This is a genomic window from Ferrovibrio sp. GW821-FHT12E11, from assembly GCF_058806975.1.
In genome coordinates this window covers 2,169,219-2,186,009 of the sequence record NZ_JBXAQG010000001.1, presented here as the reverse complement: position 1 = coordinate 2,186,009, position 16,791 = coordinate 2,169,219, and the positions used below count along the sequence as shown (strand labels likewise).

Annotated in this window: 15 protein-coding genes; 4 read left to right on the top strand and 11 right to left on the bottom strand. The window is 65.9% G+C overall.

All coding sequences use genetic code 11. The features are described from left to right. Nucleotides 1-6 precede the first annotated feature (6 nt). The 5 genes from otsA to AC1ROT_RS10845 all read right to left on the bottom strand — a co-directional run bounded on the left by otsA (nucleotide 7) and on the right by AC1ROT_RS10845 (nucleotide 5,696). Nucleotides 7-1,383 carry an alpha,alpha-trehalose-phosphate synthase (UDP-forming) gene (gene otsA / locus AC1ROT_RS10865; RefSeq protein ID WP_492973679.1) on the bottom strand — a complete coding sequence of 459 codons (1,377 nt, stop codon included), beginning with the start codon at nucleotides 1,381-1,383 and terminating at the stop codon, nucleotides 7-9. Beyond that, the gene (locus AC1ROT_RS10860) at nucleotides 1,368-3,173 is read right to left on the bottom strand and encodes a glycoside hydrolase family 15 protein (protein ID WP_492973678.1); all 1,806 of its coding nucleotides are present in this window, start codon (nucleotides 3,171-3,173) and stop codon (nucleotides 1,368-1,370) included. The genes otsA and AC1ROT_RS10860 overlap by 16 nt, the downstream gene beginning before the upstream one ends. Then, entirely contained in the window at nucleotides 3,170-3,973 is an 804-nt protein-coding gene (gene otsB / locus AC1ROT_RS10855) for a trehalose-phosphatase (RefSeq protein ID WP_492973677.1), read from the bottom strand. Before otsB ends, AC1ROT_RS10860 begins: the two co-directional genes overlap by 4 nt. Nucleotides 3,974-4,081: 108 nt before the next feature. Then, a complete protein-coding gene (locus AC1ROT_RS10850; protein WP_492998975.1) occupies nucleotides 4,082-4,948 on the bottom strand; it encodes an alpha/beta fold hydrolase in 867 nt (288 codons plus the stop codon). 4 nt (nucleotides 4,949-4,952) lie between these two features. Further along, on the bottom strand, nucleotides 4,953-5,696 hold the full coding sequence (locus AC1ROT_RS10845) for a methyltransferase family protein (RefSeq protein ID WP_492998973.1): 744 nt from the start codon (nucleotides 5,694-5,696) through the stop codon (nucleotides 4,953-4,955). A gap of 179 nt (nucleotides 5,697-5,875) precedes the next feature. Between AC1ROT_RS10845 and AC1ROT_RS10840 the strand changes: the two genes are divergently transcribed. After that, nucleotides 5,876-6,382 carry a MarR family transcriptional regulator gene (locus AC1ROT_RS10840; protein ID WP_492998971.1) on the top strand — a complete coding sequence of 169 codons (507 nt, stop codon included), beginning with the start codon at nucleotides 5,876-5,878 and terminating at the stop codon, nucleotides 6,380-6,382. Between the two features lie 21 nt (nucleotides 6,383-6,403). Here the strand turns inward: AC1ROT_RS10840 and AC1ROT_RS10835 are convergent, their stop codons facing one another. Then, nucleotides 6,404-7,735, bottom strand: a complete 1,332-nt coding sequence (locus tag AC1ROT_RS10835) for a tetratricopeptide repeat protein (RefSeq protein WP_492998970.1) — start codon at nucleotides 7,733-7,735, stop codon at nucleotides 6,404-6,406. A 209-nt stretch (nucleotides 7,736-7,944) separates the two neighbouring features. Between AC1ROT_RS10835 and AC1ROT_RS10830 the strand changes: the two genes are divergently transcribed. The 3 genes from AC1ROT_RS10830 to AC1ROT_RS10820 all read left to right on the top strand — a co-directional run bounded on the left by AC1ROT_RS10830 (nucleotide 7,945) and on the right by AC1ROT_RS10820 (nucleotide 12,420). Continuing rightward, the gene (locus AC1ROT_RS10830; RefSeq protein WP_492973672.1) at nucleotides 7,945-8,616 is read left to right on the top strand and encodes a TetR/AcrR family transcriptional regulator; all 672 of its coding nucleotides are present in this window, start codon (nucleotides 7,945-7,947) and stop codon (nucleotides 8,614-8,616) included. Nucleotides 8,617-8,625: 9 nt separating this feature from the next. Then, nucleotides 8,626-10,332, top strand: a complete 1,707-nt coding sequence (locus tag AC1ROT_RS10825; RefSeq protein WP_492998968.1) for an adenylate/guanylate cyclase domain-containing protein — start codon at nucleotides 8,626-8,628, stop codon at nucleotides 10,330-10,332. Between the two features lie 120 nt (nucleotides 10,333-10,452). Then, nucleotides 10,453-12,420: a hybrid sensor histidine kinase/response regulator gene (locus AC1ROT_RS10820; RefSeq protein ID WP_492998966.1), complete on the top strand. Its 1,968-nt coding sequence runs from the start codon at nucleotides 10,453-10,455 to the stop codon at nucleotides 12,418-12,420. A gap of 19 nt (nucleotides 12,421-12,439) precedes the next feature. On the opposite strand, the gene AC1ROT_RS10815 is transcribed toward AC1ROT_RS10820, so the two are convergent. The 5 genes from AC1ROT_RS10815 to hisA form a co-directional block, all read right to left on the bottom strand. Next, nucleotides 12,440-14,419 (bottom strand): TonB-dependent receptor, encoded by a 1,980-nt coding sequence (locus AC1ROT_RS10815; protein ID WP_492998963.1) that lies wholly within the window; start codon nucleotides 14,417-14,419, stop codon nucleotides 12,440-12,442. A 143-nt stretch (nucleotides 14,420-14,562) separates the two neighbouring features. Next, entirely contained in the window at nucleotides 14,563-14,937 is a 375-nt protein-coding gene (locus AC1ROT_RS10810; protein ID WP_492973668.1) for a histidine triad nucleotide-binding protein, read from the bottom strand. Nucleotides 14,938-14,951: 14 nt separating this feature from the next. After that, entirely contained in the window at nucleotides 14,952-15,281 is a 330-nt protein-coding gene (locus AC1ROT_RS10805) for a phosphoribosyl-ATP diphosphatase (RefSeq protein ID WP_492973667.1), read from the bottom strand. Between the two features lie 22 nt (nucleotides 15,282-15,303). After that, nucleotides 15,304-16,065, bottom strand: a complete 762-nt coding sequence (gene hisF, locus AC1ROT_RS10800) for an imidazole glycerol phosphate synthase subunit HisF (RefSeq protein ID WP_492973666.1) — start codon at nucleotides 16,063-16,065, stop codon at nucleotides 15,304-15,306. Continuing rightward, on the bottom strand, nucleotides 16,062-16,790 hold the full coding sequence (gene hisA / locus AC1ROT_RS10795) for a 1-(5-phosphoribosyl)-5-[(5-phosphoribosylamino)methylideneamino]imidazole-4-carboxamide isomerase (protein WP_493001151.1): 729 nt from the start codon (nucleotides 16,788-16,790) through the stop codon (nucleotides 16,062-16,064). The genes hisF and hisA overlap by 4 nt, the downstream gene beginning before the upstream one ends. Nucleotide 16,791: the final 1 nt, after the last annotated feature.

The window sequence follows — 16,791 nt, the reverse complement described above, 5'->3', positions numbered from 1 at the left end:
AGTCAACTATTGATCGAGGCCCTGCAGGGCGGCGAGGTAATTTTCGCGCCAATGCGTGACGGTATTGGACCGCAGCACGGCCATCATCGCCTCCCAACGCTGGCGCCGTTCGTCCAGCGGCATGCTGAGCGCCCGGTGCAGGGCATCGGCGATATGCTCGGTGTCGTAGGGATTGACGATCAGCGCGCCCTTCAGCTCGCGCGCCGCGCCGGCGAAGCGCGACAGCACCAGCACGCCGGGATCGTCGGGATCCTGGGCGGCGACATATTCCTTGGCCACCAGATTCATGCCGTCGCGCAGCGGCGTGATCAGGCCGACCTTGGCATGGCGGTAGAAGCCGGCCAGGGAATTGCGGGAAAACGACTTGTTGAGATACCGCACCGGTACCCAGTCGAACTCGGCGAATTTGCCGTTGATGCGACCGGTCAGGCCATCCAGTTCGCTGCGCAGCTTGCGATACTGCGCCACCTCGCCGCGCGAGATCGGCGCGATCTGCATGAAGGTCACCTTGCCGCGATGCTCGGCGCGGTTGGCCAGCAGATGGTGGAAGGCCTCGAAACGCTGCGGGATGCCCTTGGAGTAATCCAAGCGGTCGACACCGATCACCATCCGGCGGCCGGCCAGACTGTCGACCAGGCGGCGGGTCTCTTCGCTGCTGGCTTCCTTGGCCGCGATGGTGGCGAAGTCTTCGGTGTCGATGCCGATGGGAAAGGCGCCGACCCGCAGTTCGCGGCCGTAAGCGGCCACGCGGCCATCGTCGCCGACCGTGCCATTGGCTTCATGCAGGATGTATTCGGTCAGCGCCCGCACGTCGCTCTGGGTCTGGAAACCAACCAGATCGTAGGCACAGAGATCGCGCACCAGCCGCTCATGGCCCGGCAACGCCGCCAGCACCTCGGGCGCCGGGAAGGGAATATGCAGGAAAAAGCCGATGCGATTGGTCACGCCGCGCCGGCGCAGTTCGGCCGCCAGCGGGATGAAGTGATAATCGTGAATCCAGATCACGTCATCGGGCTTGAGCAGCGGCACCAGCTGTTCGGCGAAGCGCGCATTCACCGCCAGATAGGCGTCCCAGGACGAGCGGTGGAAATCGATCAGGCCGAGACGGTAATGGCACAGCGGCCACAGCGTGGCATTGGCGAATTCGAGATAGAAACCCTTGTGCTCGGCCGGCGAGAGATCGAGCACGGCATAGTTCACCCGGCCCTGGCTGGCGCGGCGCGGCGTCTCGGACGGCGCATCCGCCACCTCGCCGCTCCAACCGAACCACAGGCCGCCATGCTGCTGCAGCGACTCTTTCAACGCCACCGCCAGGCCGCCGGCGCGGCCCAGGCGTTCACGTGGCATGGCAACGCGGTTCGAAACGATTACGAGCCGCGCCAAAACGCCTCCTCCCAGCTTTTGGACAGTCGCATGGCGCAAACGATCAATCCAACCATCGAGTAGGTCTGCGGGAAATTGCCCCATAGCTCACCTGTCTGCGTATCCAGGTCTTCCGAGAGAAGGCCCAGGTGGTTGCGGGAGGCCAGCAGGCCCTCGAAAATCTCGCGCGCCTCGTCACGGCGGCCGACGGCGGCCAGCGCATCGACATACCAGAAGGTGCAGATCGAGAAGGCATTGTGCGGCAGGCCGAAATCGTCGGGCGCCACATAGCGCATCAGATGGCTGCCGCGTTTCAGATGCCTGCCGATGGCATCGACGGTGCCGAGAAACCGCGGATCGTCGGCGGCCACGAAGCCGATTTCCTGCAGCAGCAGCAAAGAGGCATCGAGGTCACTGCCGTTGAAACTCTCGACGAAGCTGTTCAGTTCCGGATTCCACGCCTGCTCGATGATCGCCTTGCGGATGCGGTCGGCATGGTCGCGCCAGTAGGCGGCGCGGTCGGGTAGCTCCAGCACGCCGGCGATCCGGGCGAGCCGGCGGCAGGCCGCCCAGCACATGGCCGCCGAATGGGTATGCACGCGCGCCCGCCCGCGAAATTCCCACAGGCCGGCATCGGGCGTGAGCGCCAGGCCGGCCGCCATTTCGCCCAGGCCTTCGAGCTGACGGAATAGCGCGACATCGCCCTGGCGGGGCAGGCGGCGGTCAAAGAACATCTGCGCCACCGCCAGCACAATGGAGCCATAGGTATCGTTCTGGCGCTGCGAAAACGCGGCATTGCCGTGCCGCACCGGACCCATGCCGCGATAGCCTGTCAGGCCGGGCATGGTGCGCTCTTCCAGCGAAGTGGCCGGATTGAGCCCATAGACCGGCTGCAGTTCGGCGCCGGGATTGAGCGCCACGGTCGTCGTGATATAGCGGAGGAAATCCTCCATCGTCTTGGTGGCGCCCAGACGATTGAGCGCCTGCACGACGAAGTAGGAATCGCGCAGCCAGCAATAGCGGTAGTCCCAGTTGCGCGGCGTATCGGCGGCTTCCGGGATCGAGGTGGTCAGCGCCGCCAGGATCGCGCCGGTTTCCTCATAGGCGCATAATTTAAGCGTGATGGCGGCGCGGATCACTGCTTCCTGCCACTCGAACGGCACCGAGAGATAGCGCACCCATTCGACCCAGTATTCCACCGTGCGCTCCTGGAACTCGCGGGCCATATGGGTGAGCGAAGCGGTGAAGCTTTCGTCGGGACCGAGCAGCAGGGTGACCGGATTGGTCAGCACGAATTCGCTTTCCGCCTCAATGAAGGCGATCGGCGCATCGGTGGTGAGCCGCAGCGCCGCGCCGGGCGCGGTGAAGCGGATATGGTTGGAGCCGAGCGTGCGGCTCGGCTGTGTAACGCCGTAATCGAACAGCGGCCGGCAGCGGATGCGCAGGACGGGCGTGCCGCTGACCGGTTCGACGCGGCGGAACAGCATGGCCGGACGGTAGGTGCGGTCATACTGTTTGAAGCGCGGGCAGAAATCGGTGATGCGGATCGAAGCGCCATTCTTGTCGGTCAGCGTGGTGACCAGCACGGCGGTATTTTCGATATAGCGCTGGTCGGTCGAGACCATGTCGCGCAAGGCGATGCTGAAGACGCCGTCGTCTTCCAGCTTGGGCTGCAGCAGGTCGCAGAAGACGGGATCGCCATCCAGCCGTGGCGCGCAATGCCAGACGATACGGGCCTCGCGATCGATCAGCGCAGCGATCACCGAGTTGCCGATGACACCGAGATTGAGGTTGCGCCGGTTTTCCGTCATGCCGACCTCTGTGGCGCGGGCTGCGCCTTGACGAAATCCGACAGCCAGCCGCGCACGGCGGCGGGCGCGATGAAGCCCGGGCGCTCGGCGCGGCGCAGCGCCAGCGGACCGACGGCGAGCGAAAAGCCGCCATGCTGCTCGACGGCGCGGAAGCCGTCTTCATCCGTGCGGTCGTCGCCGACGAAAACCGGAATGCGGTCGGCAAAGGCCGGCTGCTGCAGGAAGCGCTCGACCGCCGTGCCCTTGGATTGCGTCGCGTCCTTGATCTCCCAGACGAACTTGCCCGGCATCAGCATCAGGCCTTCCAGACCCGCCATCGCCTGGGCCAGCCGCGCGCCGATCTCGGGGCCCAGCGCCGGCGCATGACGATAATGCACGGCCAGTGCATGGCTCTTGCGCTCGACCACGATGCCGGGATGCAGGCTGCCGAGATGGGCCGCCGCCTCATGCAGGCCGGCGGGCAACGGCTGCTCGACCACCGGCTGAGCATTGGCGCTGGGGGTCGGCCGCCATTCGCTGCCATGCTGGCCCGAAGCGGCAAGGCGCAGCGGATCGAACAGCCTGTCGATGTTATCGATGGTGCGACCCGAGATCAGCGCCAGCGCACCATCGAGCAGGCGCGCCGCGACCTGCAGATCGGCGCGCAGCTGATCCGAAACAGATACGTTCTCGGGCGAGTCGGCGATATCCAGCAAGGTGCCGTCGATATCGAGGAACAGCGCCCAGTTCGGTTGCGGCACTGGCGGCAACGGCAGGGCAGCCGCCTCCTGCGCCGCCGCAGGTGTGGTCTGGTCGGTCATCGCTCCGGCTTCCCCCCGCCCGGACGAACCGCGCGGGCAGGTGAAATGTTTGCCCGGTTTTCCCGGGAATACTCGGGAAAAGGAACGTGCGATGACCGCCCGGGTTCCTTAGGCGGGGAGCAGTTTTCCCCCTGCCGCGGGGCGCAGCGCCGCCGTCTGCAGGAAATCGAGCAGCAACGGATTGACCAGATCGGGCTGCTGCAGGGGCGCCATATGACGTCCGCCGGCGACTTCGCGGAAATCAGGGCGGGGCAGCAGGCGGCGCAGCTCGGTACTGACGCCGCGCGCGGCACAGGTGGTGTCGCTGCCGCACAGCAGCAGCAGTGGCATGGTCAGCGCGCTGAAATCCGGCCGCGCGTCATGGCGTTGCAGCAGTGCGCCGAATTCGGCCGCCACCTTGAGCATGCCGGCAGCGAGTGTAGCCTGCTGTGCATCGGGCAAAGATTCAAAAGCGCCGGGCGCGACCCAGTAGGCGAGGAAGACCGAGGCCGCGGTGTGCAGATCGCCGGCGCCGACCAGATCGACTATACCTTGCCCGATGCCCGCGATCTCGCGCCAGGCCGTCTGTTCCGTACTGTCGCGCAGCAGCGCGAACATCACCGGTTCATAGAGCGCCAGCGCAGCAATGCGCGCGGGATGCAGCAACGCCAGTTCCAGCGCCACGGCGCCGCCATAGGAATGGCCGATGACATGCAGCGGGCCATCAACCTGCTGCAGCAATGCACCGAGCATCTCCATCTCGGCCTGCAGGATCGAAGCAGGCTGAGATGGAGATGGCGGCAACGGCGTCCCGCCATAGCCGAACAGGTCTGGCGCAAGGATGCGCCAGCGCTCGCCAAGTTGCGCCATCAGCAGCCGCCATTGCCGGTGCGACGCGCCACTGGAATGCAACAGCAGCAGGTTGGGTGCGTCGCTGGCCGCGGACGCGCTGTCGATATAATGCAGACGGCCGGTAGCGGTTTCGAGCATCGGCATGGCGTCAGCCCCGGAATTTGAAGCCGGGAATCAGGGCGGGCACGCGGGCGCGATAATCGCGGTAGCGGTCGCCGAAGGCCGCGATCAGGTCGCGTTCCTCATAGGCGATGCCGATCAGGATATAGACGCTCATGCCGATGGCAAAGAGCAGGTGACCGACCGACATCAGCGGCGTGGCCCAGAAGATTAGCAGCCAGCCGGTATAGATCGGATGCCGCATGTAGCGATAAAGCCAGGACGTGCGGAATTCGTCGCTGGGCGACGGCAAGCCGCGCCAGCGACGCCAGGCCTGCGCGAGGCCGAAGAGTTCGAAATGGTCGATCATGAAGGTGCTGGCAACCAGCAGCAGCCAGCCGAAACCATAGAGTGCCCAGAGCAGCGTGACGGCGAGCGGATCGCTGGCCTGCCAGACGATGGCCGGCAGCGGCTGCCATAGCAGGATCAGCGGCACCAGCATCACGGACGACATCAGGACATAGAACGCACGCTCCAATGGCTGGGGCACCGTAGCGGTCAGCCACCGCTTGAAGGCCGGACGCGCCATCACGCTGTGCTGCAAACCGAACAGGGCGATCAGGCCGATATCACCGGCGACGGCCTGCCAGGATGAAAGCGGCGGCCAGACCGTGGCGTCGATATGGATGGGCAATGGCAGCGGCAGCGCCGCGCCAACGAGAAATGCCGCGAGCGCAATGACGACCGCGCCGAAGCAGAGATAGGCGAAACCGGCGAATAGCAGACCAAACATGTGCAGACTCCTGAGAGCAAGGCGGGATAACGCCGGCACATATATCAATGCTATTGATAATATCAATAATGTTGATGGGTTAGTGCCGCCCCGGTCCGCCGCCGCGCCCTGAACTGCTAGCCCTTTGAAATCCTTGGTGTATGCTGCGGTTCTCCCGCTTCGCTTCCGGACCCCGCCCCATGACGGCCAGTAAAAAAACCGCGAGCCCGCGCAAGACCCTGCTGAATCCCAAGACCCTGTTGAATCCGGCAGGCGGGTCCGTCGATGAGACGATCGCGCTGTTCTATCTCGGCTACCGCGCCGGGGTGGCCGGGCCGGGCCGGGTGCTGGACAAGCTGGGCTTCGGCCGGCCGCATCACCGGATTCTCTACGTCGTGGCACGCCAGCCCGGCATCGCGATCGCCAACCTGATCGACATGCTGGCGGTGTCGCGCCAGGCGCTGCACCGGCCGCTGCGCGACCTGGTCATGCAGGGCTATGTCACGCAGAAGGCGGCGCCGACCAATCGCCGGCTGGCGCTGCTGACGCTGACCGCCAAGGGCACGACCCTGGAAAACAAGCTGACCGACCTGCAATACCAGGCCTTCGCCAAGGCTTTCGCCGCCGCCGGACCGGAAGCCGAGCAGCATTGGAAGGCGGTCATGCGTGCCCTGGCCGAGCAGGTTCGGCCGGCCTTCTCGGTCTAGGCGGCGTTTTCGCTCTGAACCTCAGGCCGCGGCGCGGTCGACCGACTGGGCGAGGTAGCGCAGGGCCAGCGGACTCTGCGGCCGGGCATGCAGGCGTTCGGCGCTGAGCGCGCGCAGCAGCGCGCGGTCGTTGGCGCGCCGCGCCGCCTCGATCAGGGTGAGATCAAGCAGGTCGCGCTGGGCATGGCTGCCGCCGAAGCGACTGGCGATGGTGCGTACCGGACGCAGCAGGGCAATGCAGTCGCGATAGCGGCCTTCGCCAAAAGCCACCAGCGCTTCCGCCACCGGCAGGCCGACCTGCGCGCTCATCGCCGCGTTGCTGATGCCACTGGCATCGAAGGCGGCATAGCGGATGGTGTCGAGCTGCCGCTCGACCAGATCGCGGCGGCCGGCGCCGATGAAGGCGAGCAGACCATGCATGTCATTGAAAGCATAGAAACCGTCCTTCGACAGCGGCGCCCAGGCCTCGGCGATCTCGGTCCAGCGCTGCGCACCGACATCGACGCCGCGCAGATGCAGGCGCCACAGCATGGCCGAGGCATCGATCATGTCGAGCACGACGGCTGAATTGCTGCCGCGGATCACGGTGTCGTAAAGCGCCAGCACGTCGGCATGCTCGTCGCGTTCGAGATGCATCAGCGTCATATGCCACCAGTTATGGATGGCGAGCATGTTGTCGTTCGCCCAGTCGGCCTGGCGCTCGCGCGCCCAGCGGATGCCGTCATCGACGCGCGCCTGCATCTCCATCACATGCGCCACCGCATGATGGGCCCAGCCATCGCGCGGATTGAGAGCGCAGGCCTGGCGGCCGGTCTCCTCGGCGCGGCTGTAGTCGCCGCTTTCCTCGAGGCCGAAGGCGAGCATGCCGAGCACCGCATGATGGCCCGGCATCGCCGCGGTCCAGGCCGGCAGCACGCGCAGCACGCGGTCACGCAGGTTGCGCGCGTCGCCGCGGTAGTAATCGAGCAGATGGCCCATCTGCAGCGCCACGAGATCGCGCGGATGATCGAGCAGGATGCGGTCGAAGAGTTCAGACGCCGCCTCGAACCGCCCCAGCACCCAGGCCTCGGCAGCGGCCAGATGGCCAAGCTCGCGCTCGGTCTGCGCCAGGCCGCGCGCGGTTTCCAGGCCGCTGCGGGCCGGGGCGAGACCGGCGGCCTCCATGCCGGAAAGGAAAAGATGGGCCCGCAGCAGATGCGCCATGGCGAAATCCGGCGCCGCCGCAATCGCGGCCTCTGCGGTTTCCAGCGGGTTGCCGATATAGCCGTTGAACTGGGCCACGGCCTGTTCGTAAGGGCCGAGCGCGGCGGCATTGGCGCCGCTCAGGGGCTGGCCGTATTGATCCTTCAGCATCATTCGTCTCCGACTTCAAAACAGACTGGTCGGTATAGTTACGAAGGCGAGATCGCGTCAAGGTATACACAGCCTGCCTGGAGCAACTCTAAATGAGGGTCCTTTTCTTTGATTTGTTTCATATATTTCACTTACTGCCGAGAAACCTCACAGGCTTGTGAACCGACCAGACGGTCTGTTACCCTAGATTTCAGGTCAGGAGATTGAATATGCCCCGCGACGGAACCGCCACCCGTACGGCCATCATGGATGCCGCCCAGGCGCTGATCCTGGAGACCGGCTATGCCGCCACGGCGGTGGATGCGGTGATCGCCCGGGCCGGTCTGACCAAGGGCGCCTTCTTTTACCATTTCAAGACCAAGAGCGATCTGGCGCTGGCGCTGGTGCAACGCGATGCAGCGCTGGATGCCGCGCATCTGGAACGCAATCTCGACCGCGCCGAAGCCTTAAGCCGCGACCCGCTGCAGCAGCTGCTGATCTGCATCGGACTCTATGAGGAGGAGATGGCGCAGCTGACCGCACCCTTCCCCGGCTGCCTCTACGCCTCCTTCATCTACGAGGCGCAGATGTTCGACGCGGCGACGCTGGACGTGCTGCGGCAGGTCTTCCGCAACTGGACGACGCGGATCGGCGGCAAGCTGGAAGCGGTGATGGCGCTGTATCCGCCGCGCCTGCCCGTGCAGGCGAAGACGCTGGCCGAGATGAGCCTGGTGCTGCCGGAAGGCGCCTTCATCCTGTCGAAGGTGCAGCGCGATTCCACCGTCATCGCGGCGCAGTGGCGGCATTACCGCAACTATCTCGAACTGCTGTTCGCACCCCAGCTGCCCGATCCCGCGTCTGTGAAATCCGACCCGCTGGACGCGGTGGCGCTGCCCGCCTAGTCTGCCGCCATGGCAGGGGGAAGCCCGCGTTTCGAGGACATCTACAGCCGGACCAAGCTGACGACCGGCCTGATCCTCTTTGTCTTCCTCACCACGCATCTGATCAATCACATGCTGGGCATCGTATCGCTGGGCGCGATGGATGGCGGCTCGGTGCTGTTCAAATTCATCTGGCGCAGCTGGCCGGGCACCGTGGTGCTCTATGCCGCCGCGATCCTGCATCCGCTGCTGGCACTGTATAACTGGCTGCGGCGCGGCCATTACCGCGGCATCGCCTGGCAGGGCTGGATGCAGATCAGCCTCGGCATCCTGGTGCCGCCGCTGGTGGTCGACCACATCGTCGGCACGCGCGCGCTGAATTCCGCCTTCGGCATGAACGACAGTTACGCCTATGTGCTGATCGTGCAGTTCGTACAGGAACCGCTGATCGGCCTGCGGCAGAATATCCTGATCCTGATCGCCTGGGGCCATGGCTGCATCGGCGTCTATTACTGGCTGCGGCTGAAGCCCTTCTTCGAGAAACTGTCGCCGCTGCTCTATGCGGTGGCGCTGGTGCTGCCGATGCTGGCCACCATGGGCTATCTCTCGGGCGGCCGCGCCGTGCTGCTGGCGATGCAGGAACCCGACTGGCTGGAGCAGTTCCGCGGCACGCTGAACTGGCCGGGCCAGATCGCCAACGACTTTGGCCGCAATGCCGTCGAGGTCGCATACCTGACCATGATCGCGCTGCTGGCCGCCGGCCTGCTCGGTCGTGGCATGATCGCCCTGCTGCAGCGCCGGCGCGGCAGCATCACCATCAGTTATCCCGATGGCCGCCGCTTCCGCGGCCAGGCCGGCGCCATCACCGTGCTGGAGGCGAGCCGCGCCATCGGCTATGCCCATGCCTCCGTCTGCGGTGGCCAGGGTCGCTGTTCGACCTGCCGCGTGCGCGTCACCGGACCCGGCGCCGAAACGCTTTCTCCAGCCGATGCCGCCGAGCAGAAAGTGCTCGACCGCATCCGCGCCACACCCGGCGTGCGGCTGGCCTGCCAGATTCGCCCGACCGAAGATATGGCGGTCGTGCCGCTGCTGCCGGCCGGGGTGCCGGCCCGCGCGGTCTATGGCGTCGCCAGCCATGCCCAGGGCGCCGAACGCCGCATCGCCATCCTGTTCGCCGACCTGCGCGGCTTCACCAAACTGTCGGAGGGCAAGCTGCCCTATGACGTGGTGTTCGTGCTGAACCAGTATTTCAAGGCGATGGGCGAAGCCGTCGATGGCGCCGGCGGCCGGCTGGACAAGTTCATCGGCGATGGCGTGATGGCGCTGTTCGGTATCGACGAGGGGCCCGACGAGGGCTGCCGCCGCGCGCTGGATGCGGCGCGCCGCATGTCGCAGGCCCTGGTGCGGCTGAACGAGGCGCTGAAGATGGATCTCGACCAGACGCTGCGCATCGGCATCGGCATCCATTGCGGGCCCGCCATCGTCGGCGAGATGGGCCATGGCAGCGCCATGCATCTGACCGCGGTGGGCGATGCGGTCAACACCGCCAGCCGGCTGGAAAGCGCCACCAAGGATTTCGGCGCCGAGCTGGTGGTGTCGGCCGAGGTGGCCGAGCGCGCCGGCGCCACCGCCCTGCAGGGCATGGTCTGGCAGCGCGAGACCGTCGCCCTGCGCGGCAAATCCGAGACCCTGAGCGTGCTGGTGGCAACCCGGATCGGGGCGACCGAGCCGGCCTGACGGCAAAACCCGCCGTCCGGGTAACAGAGGCGGAACTTTACCTTCCGCCAGTCATTATGCACGATGGCGCAGGAAAGCCGGCCAGGGCCCCAGGCCCGCCTGAAGGGGGACGTCCCGTCCATGGAACGCAATACGCGATCCCAGCTGCCGTATTTTGCCGGCGGGCTGACGCCGGATGGCCAGTATCGGCTGCTGGTCGAGGCGGTCACCGACTATGCCATCTACATGCTGGATCCCGATGGCACCGTGGTGAGCTGGAATCCGGGCGCCCAGCGCTTCAAAGGCTATACGGCCGAGGAAATCATCGGCCAGAATTTCGCCCGCTTCTGGCCGGAGGAAGATCGCGCCGCCGCTCGGCCGCAGCAGGCGCTGGCCACGGCCGCGCGCGAGGGCCGCTTCGAGAGCGAAGGCTGGCGGGTGCGCAAGGACGGCACCCGCTTCTGGGCCCATGTGGTCATCGATCCCATTCATGAGCCGGGTGAGAACTCCGGCCGGGTGATCGGCTATGCCAAGATCACCCGTGACCTGAGCGAGCGCGAAGGCGCGGCCTCGGCCCTCAGCCACAGCGAGGAACGCTTTCGCCTGCTGGTGCAGAGCGTCACCGACTATGCCATCTACATGCTGGATCCCCAGGGCCGCGTGACCAACTGGAATGCCGGCGCCCAGAAGATCAAGGGCTATACCCCGGCCGAAATCATCGGCCAGCATTTCTCGCAGTTCTACAGCGCGGAGGACCGCGCCGCCGGCGAACCGGCGCGCGGCCTCGACATCGCCGCGCGCGAAGGTCGCTTCGAGAAGGAAGGCTGGCGCATCCGCAAGGACGGCACGCGGTTCTGGGCCAATGTGGTGATCGATGCGATCCGCGGCGACGACGGCACGCTGATCGGCTATGCCAAGGTCACGCGCGACATCACCGAGCGGCACAACACGCAGCGCGCCCTGGAAGAAGCACAGCAGGCCCTGTTCCAGTCGCAGAAGATGGACACCATCGGCCGCCTGACCGGCGGCATCGCCCATGACTTCAATAACCTGCTGATGGTGATCCTCGGCAGCCTGAAGCTGATGCGCAAGCGCCTGCCCGAGGATGTGAAGCTGCTGCGGCTGCTCGACAATGCCATGCAGGGTGCGCAGCGCGGCGCGGCGCTGACCCAGCGCATGCTGGCCTTCGCCCGCCGCCAGGCGCTCAAGCCGGAACCGACCGATCTGGGCCAGCTGGTCTATGGCATGACCGACCTGCTGCAGCGTTCGCTGGGCCCGCAGGTCCGCATCGAGGTGCGCTTCCCCGCACAGCTGGATATCGTGATGGTGGATGGCAACCAGCTCGAACTGGCGTTGCTGAACCTGACGATGAATGCGCGCGATGCCATGCCCGACGGCGGCGTCATCGTGGTCACCGCCTATTCGGAAGAGTTGCCCCAGACCCGCGGCACCCTGCGGCCCGGCCGCTATGTCTGCCTGTCGGTTGCCGACAACGGCGAGGGCATGGACGAGACGACGCTGTCGCGCGCCATGGAGCCCTTCTTCACCACCAAGGGGGTGGGCAAGGGCACCGGGCTCGGCCTGTCGATGGTGCATGGCCTGGCCGAACAGTCGGGCGGACAGCTCGTGCTGAAAAGCCGCAGGCAGGAAGGCACGGTGGCCGAACTCTGGTTGCCGGTGGCAGGGATGGCCGGCCTGCCGGACGCCGATACGACCATGACACTCACATCACAGGAGGACCCCGGGATGCGCAAGCTGACCATCCTGGCCGTGGATGACGACCGCTTGGTGCTGTTCAGCACCGTGGCGATGCTGGAAGACCTGGGTCACACTGCGATCGAAGCCATCTCGGGCCAGCAGGCCCTGGATGTCCTGCGCAGTGGCCAGCACAAGATCGATCTGGTCATCACCGACCAGGCGATGCCGCAAATGACCGGCACCCAGCTGGCCGATGCGATCGGCGCGGCCTGGCCGAAGCTGCCGGTGATCCTGGCCACCGGTTATGCCGAACTGCCCGACGGCACGGCCCTGCCGCGGCTCGGCAAGCCGTTCTTCCAGGAAGACCTCGCCCGCATCATCGCCGAGAGCGTCGATAAGACCGCCGCGTAAGGCATCCCGACATCCCGGATCAGAACTTTGCCGCCATGCCCAGCCGCAACTCGCGGCCGCGGATCGGCGCCACGTCTTTCAGCAGGGATGTGTGATTGCGGCCTTCCTCGTCGGTGAGGTTGCGGCCCTGCAGGCTGAACGCGAGATCACGGTTCTGTTCGAACGGCCGCCAAGTGAAGGCCGTGTTCAGCACGGTATAGCCATCGGTGCGCGTCTCGTTAGCGCCGGTGCGATCCTGGTCGAGCCGGCCGGCGACCTCGATGCGCCAGTCGAGCGGCGCGGTGCTGACGGTGAAGCCGCTGCGGTAGCCGACCGGCGGAATGCGCGGCAGCGCGGTTCCGCTGCCGCGCGCCTCACCGCGCACATAATCGGCGCTGCCATCCAGGCCGAGCGTGTAACCGGTGCCGCGGAAGACGGTCCAGGCGGCTTCCAGTTCGCCGCCGCGGAAATCCGCATCGGTCTGGCTGTATTGCAGCTCGTTCAGCCCGTCTTGCTGGTTGCCGGTGAAGGCGCCGAAGATGTAATCCTGAAACCGCGTGGCAAACAGCGTGGCCGCACCGGTCACGTCGCCGGCGGTTTTGCGCAAACTGATCTCGCCATGCCAGGCGGTTTCCTTGTCGAGCGTGGCGCGACCGATCTCGAAACTCTGCGTCGCCAGATGCGCACCGTTGGAAAACAGCTCTTCGGCCGAGGGCGCCCGTTCGGTGCGCGACAGCGACAGGCCCGCCGTATAGCTGTCATTCAGTTTGTAGGTCGTGCCCGCGGACAACCCCAGCGGCGTGAAAGCGCGCTCCTGGCCGAGCGTGCTGGCCTCGACGCTTACGCGCTCGGCCCGGCCGCCGAGCGAAAAGCCCCAGGGACCGGTCTCATAACGCTCGAGCAGGAACAGCGCCTGGCTGTCGGTGACGGTGGGCGAGATGAAAGCCTCGGCGCCGGTGGCGGTCAGATCGTGACGGCCGCCCTGCAGGCCGATGACGCCTTCGTTGCCGCCGAACAACGGCTTGTGCACGGCTTCGAGCCGGCCTTCCCAGCTTTCGGAATCGAAACGCGTGGCCGGACGGCCGTTGGCCTCGATCTCGTCATGCAGGTAATCGGCATAGCCGAATTTCAGTTTCACCTCGTCCAGGAAGCGCAGCGGCTCGTAGAAGCCGAATTTCGTATCGAGCCGCGTCTGGCTCATGTCGATATGCACCGGATCGTTGCCCGGCACGCCGTAATAGCTGTCGAACTGCGAAACGCTGGCGCCCGCATAGCCGGCCTCACCGAGGTATGACGCACCAACAGCGCCATTGCTGTTATGCATCGATGTATTGTCGACGCGGCCCCTGGTGCCGCGGGCGCGGGCCGCCGGGCTGGCATAGCCGTCGATGCCGTAATCATCGGCCGTCAGCGCACCGGCTTCGCCATGCACGACGAAGCGGTCGGTGACGGCCTGGTCGATGGCGGCGAAACCGCTTTTCTCCTTCGCGCCGGTGCCATAGTCGATCCGCGCCTCGCCCGCCGTGCCGTTTTTCGGCATGGCATCGGGAATGCGGCCGTCGATCACATTGACCACGCCTCCGATGGCCGAGCTGCCATAGAGCAGCGTGGCCGGACCGCGCAGCACCTCGATGCGTTTCGCACCGCCCATCGGCGCGATCACCGCATGATCGGGGCTGACGGTGGAGGCATCGAAGGTATCGACGCCGTTGTCGAGCACGCGCACGCGCGGGCCGCTCTGGCCGCGGATGATCGGCCGGCCGGCGCCGGCGCCGAACTGTGTGGAGGTGACGCCGGGCGTGCCATCCAGCACTTCGCCCAGGGTGGCGGCGCGGCGGCGATCCAGCGCCGCACCCTCCAGCACCGTGGTAGCTTCGGCCATCTCGTCCTGGCTCTGGCGCAGCGGCGCGGTGACGACGACAGGAGAGAGCTGGGTCGGGGTTTCCTGGGCCAGAGCCGCAGCGGGCAGCAGGACGGCAAGACTGGCGCCACTCAGCAGGCGCGGGACGGAAAACGGCATGAGACCCCCGGGAACAGAATTGTTACTCTATAACGTTATAAAGTAACAAATTGATCCGCAAGGGTCAGAAAATCCCCGTTCCCCAGGATTTATGGATGAGCGCTGCTTCCGGCTTGCGCGGGAATGATGGGATTGGTGACGGACTACTCGCCGTCTTTTTTCAGCATGCGGCCCAGCACGCGACCGCCGAAGACATGCACATGCAGATGCGGCACTTCCTGGTTGGCGTTTTCGCCGCAGTTGCTGAGCAGGCGGTAGCCGCCCGCAGCCGCGCCGGTCAGGCGCGCGGTGTCGCCGATGGCCTTGGTGTAATCCGCCATCTCCTCGGCCGAGGCGCGGGCAGAGAAATCGTCGAAATCGACATAGGCGCCCTTGGGGATCACCAGCACATGCACCGGCGCCAGCGGATTGATGTCGTGGAAGGCCAGACTATGGGCGGTCTCATGGACCTTCTTGCAGGGAATCTCGCCGCGCAGGATGCGGGCGAAGATGTTGGTGCTGTCGTAAGCCTTGGCCATGCAATCCGTCCTGATCAGGTGAGCTGACGCGCTTTTTTCTCTTCGATGCCCGACATGCCTTCGCGGCGGGTGAGTTCGGCGCGCACCTCATCGATGGTTACGCCGCAATCGGCCCACAGCACCAGCAGGTGAAAGACCAGGTCGGCGCTTTCCGAAATCACGTCGTCGCGGGTTTCGGCCACGGCGGCAATCGCTAGCTCGACGGCTTCCTCGCCCATCTTCTGCGCGATCTTGGCGCGGCCCTTGGCGAACAGCTTGGCGGTATGCGACACGGCCGGGTCGCCGCCCTTGCGGCTTTTGATGACCTCATACAGCCGTTCCAGCGTATCGCGGTTCTCGCCCATCGCGTCGCGCTCCCTTTGTGCCTTACAGCCGCACCGGGATACCGGCGGCGGCCATATGTTGTTTCGCTTCGCCGATGCTATGCCGGCCGAAGTGGAAAATCGAGGCCGCAAGCACGGCCGAGGCATGGCCTTTGGTTACACCATCGACGAAGTCATCCAGATTGCCGACGCCACCAGATGCCACCACGGGGATCGAGATGCTGTCCGCCACCCGGCGGGTCAGCTCCAGGTCGAAGCCCTTCTCGGAGCCGTCGCGGTCCATCGAGGTGAGCAGGATCTCGCCCGCCCCGAGCGCGGCCATGCGCTGCGCCCATTCAACAGCATCCAGCCCGGTGCCGGTGCGGCCGCCATGGGTGAAGACCTCCCATTTCCCGGGAGAGACCTGCTTGGCATCGATGGCTACCACCACACACTGGCTGCCGAACTTCTCGGCCGCCTCGCGCACGAAATCAGGGCGGTTGACGGCGGCGGTGTTGATCGAAGTCTTGTCGGCGCCGGCCAGCAGCAGTTTGCGCACGTCTTCCACCACGCGCACGCCGCCGCCGACGGTGAGCGGCATGAAGCAGCGTTCCGCCGTGCGGGCGACCACATCGAACAGGGTGTCGCGGGCATCCGACGATGCCGTGATATCGAGGAAGGTCAGTTCGTCGGCGCCGGCGGCATCGTAAACCGCCGCCTGCTCGACCGGATCGCCGGCATCGCGCAGGTTGACGAAATTGACGCCCTTGACGACGCGGCCGTCCTTGACGTCGAGGCAGGGAATGATGCGGACCTTGAGGCTCATGCCGCCACCTTCAGCGCTGCGGCCGGATCGATGCGGCCGTCATAGAGCGCACGGCCGAGGATGGCGCCATCGATGCCGGCGCCGTTGGCCGCTTCATGCTTGAGTGCGATGACATCCTCGATGCCGGCCAGGCCGCCGGACGCGATCACGGGGATCGAGACGGCGCGTGCCATGGCGGCGGTGGCGGCGACATTGACCCCCTTCAGCAGGCCATCGCGGTCGATATCGGTGTAGACGATGGCGGCAACGCCGGCATCGACGAATTTTTTCGCCAGATCGATGGCATCAAGATCGCTAGCTTCGGCCCAGCCTTCGACAGCCACACGGCCCGAGCGCGCATCGATGCCGACCACGACGCGGCCGGGCCAGCGCCGGGCCGCGCGTTTCACCAGCTCCGGATCACGCACGGCAATGGTGCCGAGGATGACGCGGCTGATGCCGGCATCGAGCCAGCCTTCGATGGTGGCTTCGTCGCGGATGCCGCCACCGAGCTGGATCGGCAGGCGGATCGCCTTGCGGATCGCCGTGACCGCCGCCGCATTGGCCGGCTTGCCGGCGAAGGCGCCATCGAGATCCACCAGATGCAGGTATTTGAAGCCGGCATCTTCCCACTGCTTCGCCTGCGCGGCGGGATCGCTGTTGAAGACCGTGACGCGATCCATGTCGCCCTGCTGCAGGCGCACGCATTCGCCGTTCTTCAGGTCAATGGCGGGATAGAGATTCAGC